This is a genomic window from Microcoleus sp. B9-D4, from assembly GCF_036705105.1.
GTDB lineage: Bacteria > Cyanobacteriota > Cyanobacteriia > Cyanobacteriales > Microcoleaceae > Microcoleus.
In genome coordinates, this window is sequence record NZ_JAUBTS010000044.1 from 1 (window position 1) to 13,204 (window position 13,204).

The following is a 13,204-nucleotide window of genomic DNA, read 5'->3' on the forward strand; positions in this document are numbered from 1 at the left end:
TCTGATTTTACAAATGAGTGGGGGATGCTACCAGGAGCGGAATATCAACCGCTCCTGGACTTCGCAGAAGAAACCCTCGCTGCCGCTCTTTTAAGCGAAGACGACACCATTACCCCTTACTTTTAATGCAACTCACCGCCGACTTTAACGACATTTACTGGGAACCCCCAGAAAGTGAATTCCAACCGCTCCTAGACTTTGAATCCGAAGTTTTTCAGGAAGTACCACACAACGATATTGCCGTACTCACCCAGCGTATTAAACGCTCTTTCCTCGACTACGTGCGGCAAGGAATCATGCTCGAAGCCGTGCGTCGCTACCGTCTCTACAAACGGCAGTACCAGGACTTTGCCGAATACTGCAATCGAGCATTAGGGCGATCGCACTTCTACTGCAAAAAGATTATCCAAGCCGCTCAAATCTGTCTCCGGCTCATCAAAGCGAAATTCAAAATCTTACCCAACTGCGTAGCTCAAGCGCTGCCACTGCTCAAATTTGCCAAAGTTGACGAGTACGGCGATTCACAACTTCAAGACAAATGGCAGACCGTCGTAGATAGTTTTTCCCCGCATTTAATCACGGCGGCCAAGATTGCTGAAACTCTTGACGAAAACCCGGAGGACAGAGCCAAGCAAGTCCGGGTTAGCGGCAAAGCTTACCAACTGCTGGAACAGAAAGCAGCAGCAGCGGGCATGGCAGTGTATAACTACCTCGAAATGCTCATCGGCGGCACCGAACCGCCCGATGAAGAACCGCCCGATGACGAGGAAGAGACGGAACTGACACCGGAAGAAGAGGAAGTCTTGGACAGTTTAGAGAAATCTTGGCCTAAAACCAAACCCGCATCAGGCTTTGGTAAAAAGCTATCAAAAAGCTATCAAAAAGCTATCACTCCCATTAGATCGGGCGATAAGTCCGACTCATCCTAGCTAGTTTCAAAAAACCATGTCTCACAATACTTTCACCTACCGGCATTCTGACTTGCCCGCGTTTCGCCCTGAGCAAAAAGCAGAAATTATCGCCCTCGGACTTCACGCCGACGACTTGATTCTCAAAAGTTGTGGCAATTACCGCGAGCTTGAAGAGCTAGCAGAAACGCTCAATAATTCTCTGAATACTTGCGAGCTAAACCTTAACTCGATCCGAATAATCCCCGACGACAGCCCCGAACCCGGAACTGTCAGCCTGCAAGATTTGCCAATCGAGCAAAAGAAACTTATTTTTGAGTGTTCGAGAACCAATTCAATTTTGCTCAATTTACTTAGCGAAATTGTTGACAAACCTTGCGAAGAATTAGCGCGGGATATAGCAACTCAAGCAGCTATTCATCAAGAACCAGTAGAGGCAGACGAAATAGAACAGTTTATCAATCACGTAATGATGCCGTTGGCTCAACAAGTCAAAGAAAATCCACCGGATAAGGGTCTTTACGTTTTCAAGCAACTTTAACTCAAAGACAAAAAAAGCGGTTGAATCCCGATTCCAACCACTTAATTCCAAGCTATCTTGACTATTTCTTTCACAATGCCATTTACCAATTTACCATGAATCAAACTCAAAACAGACAGATTGCCGACTTAGTGCAATCCGCCAAGGAACAATTTGGTGATTTCAGCGATGCCAAAAAACGAGAAATTTTTGAAATCATCAAAGAAGCAAAATCGCGGGGATTGTTGCGGAAACAACCCCACGATAAATGTTTGAGCGAGTACGTTAACGCTGCTAACTACTTGCTCAGGAGCTACTCAACCGATGAATTTACCGCAGCGTTGAACCGCAACCTTGACTACATATACGTGTACGTTGCCCTCGTCAGCACTAATTCCATTCTCACCACCGCCTGACGAGCGCCGCGCAGGAATCAGCGGCCGAAACTCCCCTTAATAAGGGGGAGTAGCGGATCGATTCCAACCCGAACCGCCGATTAAATGGGTTGTGGCTTAGGGCTTTCGGATGGAACCAAGCTCTTGAGGCTTTTGCACGTTCATAAGCTCAGCTACAACCTAGTTAATTGCTATCTCGCAGACAAAAGCTTTAAGAGTGAAGTAGGCTCATGTGGCCTTTGGGTGATTCATAAGCTGTCATTGCGAGTTTAAACAAACACACCCTCAAAAATGGAATGACCAAAATTATTGGCTTGGATATTAGCAAAGCCTCAGTTTCGTGCTGCTTAATATCAGAAAAAGTTGAGGAACCGCGCGAGTTTTATTACCGCTACAACTTCCACAAATTCGCTGCTACAGCGCACGGAATTAATGAATTACTTGCACTAATTGGATCGGAATTGGATCGGGAAAACACGATCGCCATAATGGAACCCACGGGGGTTAACTATCAGATTTTGTGGGGAACTCAACTCGCGCGGGCGGGGGTAGAAGTGCGATTGGTAGGTCATAAAGAGTTGCGGTCGTTCCGAGAGCATCACCTCGGTCTGCCAGACAAAGACGACGACGCGGACGCGCTAGCACTGGCAATTTATGGCTGGGACTATCAAGATACGCCGCGCCGATTTGTGCAGATGCGTGATCGCACAATTGTACAAATCCGGCGGTTAACGCTTCGGCTCGCGCACCTCAACCGGGTGCAAAGCCCAATCATCAACCGCGCGAGGCAAGATTTAGCTTGGCAATTTCCAGAGGTAGCACTGATAAAATCGCTGCGGTCTGGCGAAAAAGTGCCGTTATTGTGGGGCTGGCTTTGCGGCGAACGGCAGTCGGTAAAATACGATCTGCTATTGGAACGGTCGATCGGTCTGGGAATAACTGACGACTTGCGTCGCCACGCTGCCAGAATTTGCGACTTACAGCGAGAAGAAATGACGCTTGAATTTGAGCTTTCTAAGTTAGTGGCAGAGTCGCAGTTTTTGCCGTACCGCAAAGTTTTTGCCCGATTCGGTTTCGGTCGCAGAGTCGAGGCGCTGCTGCTGTCGCAGATTTACCCGTTTGAAAATTACCTCGCCGCTGACGGCAAGCCCGATGTCAAAATTCGCACGGGTCGCAAGTCCGGCAAACCGACAAAGCGGCATTTATCACTTCGCCGATTCTCCAAAGCTTTAGGATACGCGCCATCTCAAGAAAGCAGCGGCGACTTGCAAAAATCAAAAGTTGTCGGCGGTTCGGATTTGTGTCGCAAAGCCTTGTGGCAGTGGATTTTTACGCGAGTCGAAGTGAAGCGCTGCCGCATGGCTAACGACATTAGCGATCGGCTCGGCGAGATTATGGATGCTGAAAAAGCCAGCGGCCGGCCGGTGCGATTGGTGCGATCGCGCGTGGCGGCCAAAGCAGTCAAACTGCTGTTCAAAGAATTGGTGCGCGAGCTCGTTTACTCCAATCTAAAATCTAAAATCCAAAATCCAGAATTACTAGAGTGAACGTGCAATCAGCATCCGCAAGCAATGTCCTGAGTTGGGTAGGGGCAAGTGGCACATTCTGGAAACCGACTCTCCCTCGGTTTTAGCCCACTGCTGCGACTGGCAAGGCAGGAGGGTGATTGCTGTCCACAATCTAGCCGACAAAGCTTGTACCGCTACGCTGAAATCTCACGAATACACCCCTCTGTTCGATTTATTTGGCGATCGGCTTTATGAATCTCTCGATGCCGACTCGCCCTCTATTCCCTTAGAACCCTACGGCTATCGCTGGTTTCGAGTCAATCGCATCCAGGGGTAAAAAAGTTAATGTTGATGGCAGAACTAGCGACTTGGGCTCTTAGGAATGTACTTAGCACTATCCTTGTCTGGAAGCGGTTCTATCTGACCTTGATTGACCAAAGCTTGATGAATTAGGGCAGTAGCACTACCCCGACTCAGCAACTCGTTGGGATTAAGAACTCTGGGATCTGGATAGTTGACCACTATCTTTGCCTTTGTCGCTGCTGCCACGGGTTCAACCGCATATTTAGGAAGTTTCTCGGCATCTTTATAGTACGAATTGAGAAAATCTAATGCCGAATTTTTAGCAGGCGCAGTTGCAGCTTTTGTCGTTGTTGGTGGAACAGCCTTAGCCGATTTTTTAGCGGGCGCAGCCGCAGGCTGCTGCCTTGCCACTACAGGTAATAACGGCTGCATCAAAACAGTCGCTGCCAGGGGAAATGCCAAACGATTCCTAGCAATTCGACGTTTATTTACTGGAGTTGGCTTTGCTGGAGTTGCAGCAGCTCGATCAGTTTTGACAACAGGGGGATTGTAATCCATATTTAAACCCCTCATTAACACAACTAATGCTTGTGCCTTAGTCAAGGGCTGCTTCGGACGAAACTCATTTCCGGGAAAATCATTCATAAATCCCGCTTCATAAGCTTCTTTAATCGGAGTTTCTGCCCAATAGTTTTTAGGCACATCCTTAAAGTAACTTCCACTCGGTATGTTTCTAACGCTTGCTCGATTAAAAGCTTAGCGGATCATCGCCGAAAATTCATCCCGATCCACAGCCTGTTTGGGTCTAAAAGTTCCGTTTACATATCCGGTAACAATCTCTTTTTAAGCTAAGGAATCAATAAACGGACGCGCCCAGTAATTCGGTGGTACATCAGGAAATTTCGATTTAGCTTGTTGAGCAGCAACTTGCTGGGAACTGAACACAAAACCAGTGCCACTGACACTAACGGCTAAAGCTAAAAAGGCTACGCTGATTGACGGTAAATGCCTGCGAGTAGACCTGATAAATTTCCTCCTGATTTTTGCATTTTTAACGAGACTATTTGACTGAGTTAAAGCGGATTACGTTTTTTTCTATCCGATTCCCATTCTGTTTTTACATCTAACTCTTCGCGACGTACTTTGTCTGTTGCCTCAACCGTATCTTGCTCAAGGTTGTTTCCTGTAGTATCTACATCAAGCTTTGCACCTACTTTAGATAGATATCAGTTCTAATACTTCCTTCTTATGAAGGATTCAGCACATTGAAAATCATCAAGATAGCGATATTTTTTTATATTTTTATATCTTTAGGTAGATGAATTTAGCTCTCCCGTACTAAAGGTGATAAATTTATCTAATCCTTCGTAGGTTGGGTTGAGCCAACCTACAACCTTTAGGCCAAAAGCTCTCACAAGGATTTCTCAGGTTTTATTATCACCTCAACTACGGGACATCCTACAACAACTACGGGAGATCTACAAAATTAAGGACATCTCCAGTAGCGGCTGGGGTTTTTTCTGAATGAAATTTCGGTTTATAAGCGCAATTACTACTTTTGATCATTAAAATAATCAAATTAAAAAATATTATGCCCCTCGGTAGATATTCTAGTAATACTTATTAAGTAAAATTAAGTTACCATCAACGGAAAACAAGCAACAACGTAACGCAGGGGTTAATCTTTTATGACTTATCCAGATCGATCGGGCAATCCACTCACTGAGCCTACAATCGTCAATCCGCTGGTGGATTACCACGATCGAGTGAGGTGGGGGCCAATTTTGGCAGGAATTGCGATCGCTCTGGGCACTCAACTACTTTTAAGCGCTTTGGCAATGGCGATCGGATTAACCGCAGGTGCAACAGGGGCGGATGCAGGTTCCGTTGGTATTGGGGTCGTAATTTGGTCGATTATCAGTTTGCTGATTTCCCTATTTTTGGGCGGTTGGATGATGGCTCAAAGCTGCGGCCCGATGACCAAGAAAACAGCATTTTTGAATGCAGCAATTCTTTGGGGAGCTACATTAGCACTTAGTGCTTGGTTATTAGGAATCGGGATATCGGGTGCTGTTGGTGCTGCCGCTGCTAATGCTGGAGAAATTGCCAATCAAGTACAACAACAGGGCGGCGTTAATATACCCAATCAAGCGCCGAATGTAGACCCAAATCAAGTTCGCGATCTAGCTGGTAATACAGCTAAAGCTACTTGGTCATTTCTACTTGGCTCTTTGCTGAGTTTGGCAGCGGCAATGATTGGTGCTGCTCTTGGCGCTCGCAAACCTCGCGTTTATGCTTGATTAGCGATGAGAAAACCTGAAAGTTTAACAACCACAGGAGCGAGTCGAATTATTTTATTATACCATTGGGATAATGATTCATTCTTTCTTGGAGAAGATGAACGAGCTAAAAACATTTTCTAAGGTTTTGGCATAGAGATTTAAAAGAATATCAAGCGATGCAAGAGCAGAGGATCTGGCAAAAATATACAAGGTTAACAAGTTCGAGCTTGTTAACGGCAACGGTTTTAGTTGCTCCCTCGTTCGCCGCTGATACAAATAAAACACAGATTCAAGGTGAATCTTTACTAGCGCAAGTACCAGATAGCTGTCGCCAGGTTATTGCGAGGAATGGCCTTAATGTTCGGCGACAACCGACGGCTAACAGCGAAGCGGTTGGCATCATCGATTCCGCACGAAATGTGACGATTCAAAGTCTTGGTGAGAATGGCTGGATACCAATTACAGCCCCGCTAGAAGGCTACGTATTGTAGTTAATTCAAAAAACAGTGATGGATGACCAATCAAACCTAAAAAAAGAAACTAATTCACAGCAAAAGTCTGGTTTGTTAAATTTCATTGCCGAGACAACAGAATCTGCACTGAATACAGGCAAAACGGTTGTTGAAACAGCAATTAATTGGGGGGAAGCTGCTGCTAAACAAACTTATCGATTGATTGGACAAGCGACGCAAGGAACCGGAGATGCGGTAACTTATGTTGGCAATCTTCCCTTTGTTAAACAAGTGGCAGGGGTACTCAGACTTGATTGGTTAGTTGGGGTCAGCGATCGCATCGACTTAGCCAAAGCCGAAGCTCAAGTCAAGGAACTCCAACAAAAGTATCCCCATGAAGATCCCAGCGAAATTGCCCATCGCATTATGGTGGAAAAAGCGATCCACGCCGGTGGTGTTGGATTTGCTAGCAGCATTTTACCTGGTGTCGCGGCTGCACTGCTGGCGATCGATTTAGCCGCAACTACTGCGATTCAAACCGAAATGGTTTATGAAATTGCCGCCGCCTATGGGATGGATTTGCAACAGCCAGCCCGAAAAGGCGAGGTTTTGGCAATTTTTGGGTTAGCGCTAGGCGGTAGCAACGCAATGAGAGCTGGTTTGGGCTTTTTACGCAACGTACCGCTGGCTGGCGCGATGATTGGTGCGAGTACGAATGCTACGATGCTGTACGCGCTGGGATATGCGGCGCGCGAGTTTTACGAAGCCAAAGTGAGGGAAGAGACTGAAGAACCTGGAACCGAAACGCTGCAAGCGATTCAGCAACAAAGCGAGAAATATCTTGATGTGGCGATCGCGCAGCAAGCAGGGATGGATCAAATTATGGTTCACATGATTTTGGCAAGTTATCCCAACAAAAACTGGGAAGATATTCTGCCAGAATTGAAGGCATTGCAATTAAATGCCGATTCTCTCAAAAGGATTGCTGCTAACATCAAGTCCCCTCAACCATTGGGTGCATTGTTAGAGCAACTTAACCCCGACTTTGCAGTACCGCTATTAGCTCAATGCCGTCGCATTGCCGAAAGTAAGGGAGAGGTTTCCGAAGCAGAACAGAGGGTGCTGGATGCGATCGCACAAAAACTCAACGCTCAAGATGTGGCTGCGATATCCACTTGAAAAAAATTGTTGGTGCGTTAGCTTTCTGCGTAACGCACCATCCCGAATATTTACTGTCGCTGTGTAAGTCCTAAATTAGCCTCACGTTAAAGTAATCTACAACCTTAAGATAGAGTTTGACCTGGCTAATTTTAATACTATCAATAATGACTGATGCAAGAGGAAGTTTTATGACAGCAGAAATATCCGCAGTCTGGGACAAGATTGAGAGCATGATCAATGGCTTCATTGTCCTGCTGCCTAATATGGTACTAGCGTTAATTGTTTTTGCAATCTTTTTCTTTGTTGGGAGGTCAATTAAGAGAGCGGTCAGGCGGCTTACCCGCAACCACCGCCAATCCCGGAATTTGGGACTGGTGTTGGGAAGGTTAGCGCAGGGTATTACTGTTCTGGTTGGTCTGTTTATTGCCTTGTCGATTATAATTCCCACATTTAAAGCAGGCGATTTGGTGCAACTGCTGGGAATTAGCGGGGTGGCGATTGGTTTTGCCTTTCGCGATATCTTACAAAACTTCCTAGCTGGTATCCTAATTCTTTTGACGGAACCATTCCAACTCGATGACCAGATTGTGTTTAAAAACTTTGAGGGAACGGTAGAAAGTATTGAAACTCGCGCTACAACAATTAGAACCTATGATGGTCGCCGGATTGTAATTCCCAATGCGGAATTGTTCACCAATTCTGTTACTGTGAATACGGCTTTTGATAAACGCCGGATGGAATACGACGTGGGTATCGGCTACGGCGATGATATTCACCGAGCCAAGCAGTTAATGATGGAAGCCCTGCACAGTGTGGATGAGGTTTTGAATGACCCTGCTCCTGACGTGCTGCTGATGGAACTTGCAGGAAGTACCGTCAATATCCGCGCTCGATGGTGGATTGCTCCGCCGCGACGAATTGACGATCTGCGATCGCGCGACAAGGTACTTTCTGCGATTAAGGAAAAGCTGACTGCCAATGGCATCGACTTGCCCTTTCCTACGCAGCAAATTTTGTTTCACGACCAAACCGAAGAGACGGATGGCGATCGCAAACGTCAACGCGAAGGATGGCCCGCTGGTAATGGCGAAGTTCCTAAACCCCGCAGCATCAGCGGTTCTCTGCAAAAACTCATTGAAGTGCGATCGCCACAAGACGGCAACGGACAATCGCCACCCCACCACAACTCATGAAAAATGTCAAGTTAAGCAAACTTTGGGATTCGCTGCACTCTAGCTATTGGTTTATTCCGACGTTGATGGCTGCGGGGTCGATGATTTTGGCGATCGCCATGCTGACACTTGACCGCACGGGTAATATACCAAACTGGAGGTGGATTTACACGGGTGGAACCGATGGTGCGCGATCGGTTCTCTCATCGGTTGCCGGTTCAATGGTCAGCGTTGTTGCTACAGCTTTTTCCATTACTATTGTGGCGCTTCAGTTGGCGAGTTCAAATTTTGGCCCCCGATTGCTGCGTAATTTTATGCAGGATACGGGCAATCAAATCGTGCTTGGCACTTTCATTGGCACGTTTATAACAATCGAACATGAAAACCCCGTGACTTTAGTCCGGGGATGAAAGGGAGAAGGAGGCTGTAGCCTCCCAGCATCTTTCATTAGATTTCAGGATTACGACCTAGGGTGCAACTATGTAAAGCTTTGTGAACAACTTTGGCGACCTTAGCCTCCCAGCATCTTTCATTAGATTTCAGGATTACGACCTAGGGTGCAACTATGTAAAGCTTTGTGAACAACTTTGGCGACCTTAAGCTGATGCTGGTAGCATAAGGAACATCGTGATGAGGTCGAAGTCATGCTAGTTTTTGAGTTCAAAGCCTACGGAAAAAAGCAGCAATTTGAGGCTGTAGACGAAGCAATTAGAACAGTGCAGTTCATCCGTAACAAAGCATTGCGCTTTTGGATGGAAAACGAAAAAGTCAACAAGTATGACTTGAATAAGTACAGTGCTGTTTTAGCTAAAGAATGGACGTTTTGCGATGAACTCAACAGCATGGCTCGACAATCAAGCGCAGAAAGAGCGTGGTCGGCAATCGCCCGATTCTACGACAACTGTAAAAAGAAAATCCCAGGAAAAAAGGGTTTTCCGCAGTTTCAGAAAGACAATCGCTCGGTCGAATATAAAACGACCGGGTGGCGGATGGCAACTGACCGAAAATCTATCACTTTTACCGATAAAAAAGGCATCGGAAAACTCAAACTAAAAGGGACGCGCGACTTACATTTTTATCAGCTTACCCAGATTAAGCGAGTACGCTTAGTCAAACGAGCCGATGGATACTACATCCAGTTTTGCGTTCAAGTTGACCGTTCCGAGAAGATTGAAGTTACAGGTAATGCTATTGGATTAGACGTGGGGATCAAAGAGTTCTACACAGACTCTAATGGCGTTGCCGTCGAAAATCCGCGTTTTCTGGGCAAAGGAGAGCGCCGACTAAAGAAAGCTCAAAGGCGGCTTTCAAAGCGAGTCAAAGGTTCAGAAAATAGAAAAAAAGCTAGGGTAATTCTAGGAAAACGCCACCTCAAAATAAGTAGACAACGCAAAGATTTTGCCGTGAAGTTGGCAAGATGCGTTATCCAGTCCAACGACTGTGTAGTCTATGAAGATTTGAGGATCAAGAATATGGTGAAGAATCACTGCTTAGCTAAATCAATTAACGACGCATCTTGGTATATGTTTCGAGTGTGGATGGAATATTTCGGTAAAGTATTCGGAAGGATTACGATTGCCGTGCCAGCCCACGGGACGAGTCAAGAATGCTCTAGCTGCGGAACCATTGTCAAGAAAAGTCTATCAACGCGAACTCACGCTTGTCAGTGTGGATGTGTGTTAGATCGCGATCACAACGCAGGTAGAAACATCCTAAGTCGGGGATTGAGTACGGCGGGGCACGTCGGAACTTGGATCTTAGATCCGAACGCTTGTGGAGAGTTGACCGCTACCGATGTTGAAGTAATTCTGCATCGGCAAGTCGATTCTGCGAATCAAGAATCCCCTCGGCTTTAGCCAGGGGAGTGTCAATTACTGTTTACTCGTACTGCGAACCATTCATGCAGAAGGAGAAGGATACAGCCTCTTTGTACCCCAACTCTCGGTTACAGTTGGTACCGGATTGGCAATTGCCAGTATCGGCGTACTGATTTACTTTATCCATCACGCATCAACCATTATTCAAGCGTCCCATGTAATTACTCAGGTTAGTGGGGATTTAGACAAAGCTCTAGATCGTCTGTTTCCCGAAAAAATCGGAGAAGGTAAAGCGAACAACTCGCGACAAGTGGGAGAAATTCCTGCAAATTTTGACTCGGAAGCAAGTCCAATCAAAGCCACTGGCGAGGGTTATTTGCAAGCAATCGATGACGACGAATTAATGAAAATTGCCCGTCAGTCCAATCTGCTTGTACGTCTGAAAACTCGACCGGGAAAGTTTATCGTCAAGGGCAGCGATGTAGCGATGGTTTTCCCGGAAAAACAGGTGAATCAAAGCCTGAAAAAACAGATTAACGATGCTTTTATTCTGGGCAAAGAACGGACTGAATATCAAGATGTAGAATTTCCAATCGATCAGTTAGTTGAAATTGCCTTGCGTGCGATTTCTCCTGCTATCAACGATCCGTTTACTGCGATTCGGTGTATCGATCGACTCAGCGCCGGATTATCCCGCCTCGCTCAAAGGGATTTTCCCTCGCCGTATCGCCGCTACGACGATGAACAAAATTTGCGCGTCATTGTTGAAGGAGTGACGTTTGAAGGGTTAGTTGATACTGCCTTTAACCAAATTCGCCAGTACAGTAAATCAGATGTGGCGGTAAAAATTCGCTTATTGGAAGCTATAGCTTGCATCGCCACTTACACCCACAATTCCAAACAACGAGAAGCTTTACGCCGTCAGGCGGAGATGATTTTAAATAGTAGCCGCGAACAAATCTCTCAGGAGCAAGACCAGAAAGATGTGCAAGAGCGGTATCACCAAGTCATTAAAGCTTTAAGCCAGGATTAATTTGGTTGAGCAGAATTATGGTAATAACAGCAGCTTTGCGATCGGCTCCTAATACTTTAGCTTTAACCGGGCTGATTGCCATTGGTTTAGCGCTGACACATTTATTTTGCGGCAAGTTGCGGTTTGCTCCTATTCCTCGCAGTGGCGGGCTTTCAGCGGCTGGTGGGGTTTCGGTAGCTTATGTTTTTGTGCATATTTTACCGGAATTAAATCTGCACCAAGCGGTATTAGAGCAAGTAGAAGCAGGAGTTATTTCCTATCTAGAACACCACGTTTATTTAATAGCTTTGTTAGGATTGACTGTATTTTACGGCTTGGAGCAAATTGCAAATTTATCTCGTCAGCGTGGCGAAGAGGATGTGACCAGTCCTGGTGTTTTTTGGTTGCACATTGGCTCTTTTGCAATCTACAACGCTCTGATTGGCTATCTGCTGGTGCATCGGGAAGAACCGGGTATTACCAATCTGCTGTTGTTTTCTTGTGCAATGGGACTGCACTTTGCAGTGAACGACTCTGGTTTGCGGGAACACCACAAGCATATTTACGATCGCATCGGACGCTGGATACTAGCAGCAGCTATTATTGTGGGGTGGGTGTTGGGTAGCGCTACTGAAATTGGAAAAACTACGATCGCAGTTTTATTTGCTTTTTTAGCCGGAGGAATTGTTCTCAACGTCCTCAAAGAAGAATTGCCAGAAGAACGAGAAAGTCGGTTTTGGGCATTTGCTCTTGGTGCTGGAATTTACACCGCTCTTTTATTGGCGTAGGCGGGCATAAAAAATTTTCCTCTGAGGTAGGGCTGATGTTTCCAGTGTGGTTGCAGGCAGGATTTTGGGGTTTAGTGGGGGGTTCGGCGCTGCTACTGGGAGCGGCGGTGGGTTACTTTGTGAGCATTCCTCAGCGGGCGATCGCAACAATTATGGCTTTTGGCGCTGGTGTGCTGATTTCAGCGCTATCCTTTGAACTGATGGATGAAGCTTACAAGCGCGGCGGTTTCGACTCTACGGCGATCGGCTTTTTGGGGGGCGCTGCTGTCTACACAGCCGCCAATTGGTTTTTGAGTCAACAGGGAGCAAAACACCGCAAGCGATCGGGCGCTTTGCACCCAGCTAAAACAGAGTCAGGCGATGGCGGATTAGCCATCGCCCTCGGCGCGCTGTTAGACGGGATACCGGAGTCGATCGTCGTTGGTGTCAGCATGATTTCTGGAGGCGCTGTCAGTTGGGTGACAGTAGCGGCAATTTTCCTCTCCAATATTCCCGAAGGACTCTCCAGCGCCGCCGGGATGAAAAAAGCAGGGAGATCGATCGGTTACATTTTTGGAGTTTGGGGCGCGATCGCACTTATTTCCGGTATCGCGGCATTGTTAGGATATACGCTTTTTAGCCACTTTTCTGCGGAAGTAATAGCCGCAACTACCGCCGTAGCAGCAGGGGGTATTTTAGCCATGATCTCAGATACTATGATTCCCGAAGCATTCGAGGAAACTCACGATTTTGCTGGACTAATTACTGTCTGCGGATTTTTAGCTGCTTTTGTACTCAGCAAGTTAGCAGAAAGATAATTGATAATTAGTCCTCAGTCTTAACTAATATAGAATTGGTAATTGCTGAGAGTTATAGTGTTTTGGATATAGACACAGAGGAATTTGAT

The 13,204-nt window shown here is 46.4% G+C and carries 16 protein-coding genes; 14 read left to right on the top strand and 2 right to left on the bottom strand.

Features of this window, described 5'->3' with window-relative positions; translation table 11 throughout:
- Positions 1-125 precede the first annotated feature (125 nt).
- From QUB24_RS22720 to QUB24_RS22740, 5 genes are all read left to right on the top strand, one after another.
- Positions 126-929 (top strand): hypothetical protein, encoded by an 804-nt coding sequence (locus QUB24_RS22720; protein ID WP_333155672.1) that lies wholly within the window; start codon positions 126-128, stop codon positions 927-929.
- Positions 930-945: 16 nt separating this feature from the next.
- Positions 946-1,449, top strand: coding sequence for a hypothetical protein (locus tag QUB24_RS22725; RefSeq protein ID WP_333155674.1), 504 nt, complete (start codon positions 946-948; stop codon positions 1,447-1,449).
- Positions 1,450-1,544: 95 nt separating this feature from the next.
- Entirely contained in the window at positions 1,545-1,844 is a 300-nt protein-coding gene (locus QUB24_RS22730) for a hypothetical protein (protein ID WP_333155676.1), read from the top strand.
- Between the two features lie 275 nt (positions 1,845-2,119).
- Entirely contained in the window at positions 2,120-3,370 is a 1,251-nt protein-coding gene (locus tag QUB24_RS22735; RefSeq protein ID WP_333155678.1) for an IS110 family transposase, read from the top strand.
- Between the two features lie 34 nt (positions 3,371-3,404).
- Positions 3,405-3,668 carry an alpha-glucosidase C-terminal domain-containing protein gene (locus tag QUB24_RS22740; RefSeq protein ID WP_333155679.1) on the top strand — a complete coding sequence of 88 codons (264 nt, stop codon included), beginning with the start codon at positions 3,405-3,407 and terminating at the stop codon, positions 3,666-3,668.
- 23 nt (positions 3,669-3,691) lie between these two features.
- On the opposite strand, the gene QUB24_RS22745 is transcribed toward QUB24_RS22740, so the two are convergent.
- Positions 3,692-4,336, bottom strand: coding sequence for an S-layer homology domain-containing protein (locus QUB24_RS22745; protein ID WP_333155681.1), 645 nt, complete (start codon positions 4,334-4,336; stop codon positions 3,692-3,694).
- Positions 4,337-4,390: 54 nt separating this feature from the next.
- Positions 4,391-4,471, bottom strand: a complete 81-nt coding sequence (locus tag QUB24_RS33680; protein ID WP_445300429.1) for an S-layer homology domain-containing protein — start codon at positions 4,469-4,471, stop codon at positions 4,391-4,393.
- Positions 4,472-5,322: 851 nt separating this feature from the next.
- Between QUB24_RS33680 and QUB24_RS22750 the strand changes: the two genes are divergently transcribed.
- The 9 genes from QUB24_RS22750 (at position 5,323) to QUB24_RS22790 (ending at position 13,115) form a co-directional block, all read left to right on the top strand.
- Entirely contained in the window at positions 5,323-5,934 is a 612-nt protein-coding gene (locus QUB24_RS22750) for a hypothetical protein (protein WP_333155682.1), read from the top strand.
- A gap of 158 nt (positions 5,935-6,092) precedes the next feature.
- Positions 6,093-6,407, top strand: coding sequence for an SH3 domain-containing protein (locus QUB24_RS22755; protein WP_333155683.1), 315 nt, complete (start codon positions 6,093-6,095; stop codon positions 6,405-6,407).
- 18 nt (positions 6,408-6,425) lie between these two features.
- A complete protein-coding gene (locus QUB24_RS22760; protein WP_333155684.1) occupies positions 6,426-7,547 on the top strand; it encodes a hypothetical protein in 1,122 nt (373 codons plus the stop codon).
- Positions 7,548-7,693: 146 nt separating this feature from the next.
- Positions 7,694-8,722, top strand: a complete 1,029-nt coding sequence (locus QUB24_RS22765; RefSeq protein WP_333155687.1) for a mechanosensitive ion channel family protein — start codon at positions 7,694-7,696, stop codon at positions 8,720-8,722.
- Positions 8,719-9,111 carry a DUF2254 family protein gene (locus tag QUB24_RS22770; protein WP_333155689.1) on the top strand — a complete coding sequence of 131 codons (393 nt, stop codon included), beginning with the start codon at positions 8,719-8,721 and terminating at the stop codon, positions 9,109-9,111. The genes QUB24_RS22765 and QUB24_RS22770 overlap by 4 nt, the downstream gene beginning before the upstream one ends.
- Before the next feature lie 234 nt (positions 9,112-9,345).
- On the top strand, positions 9,346-10,557 hold the full coding sequence (locus tag QUB24_RS22775) for a transposase (RefSeq protein ID WP_333155692.1): 1,212 nt from the start codon (positions 9,346-9,348) through the stop codon (positions 10,555-10,557).
- Positions 10,558-10,597: 40 nt separating this feature from the next.
- Positions 10,598-11,551: a DUF2254 domain-containing protein gene (locus tag QUB24_RS22780; protein ID WP_333155772.1), complete on the top strand. Its 954-nt coding sequence runs from the start codon at positions 10,598-10,600 to the stop codon at positions 11,549-11,551.
- 17 nt (positions 11,552-11,568) lie between these two features.
- The gene (locus tag QUB24_RS22785) at positions 11,569-12,318 is read left to right on the top strand and encodes a hypothetical protein (RefSeq protein ID WP_333155694.1); all 750 of its coding nucleotides are present in this window, start codon (positions 11,569-11,571) and stop codon (positions 12,316-12,318) included.
- A gap of 35 nt (positions 12,319-12,353) precedes the next feature.
- Positions 12,354-13,115 carry a ZIP family zinc transporter gene (locus QUB24_RS22790; RefSeq protein WP_333155696.1) on the top strand — a complete coding sequence of 254 codons (762 nt, stop codon included), beginning with the start codon at positions 12,354-12,356 and terminating at the stop codon, positions 13,113-13,115.
- Positions 13,116-13,204: the final 89 nt, after the last annotated feature.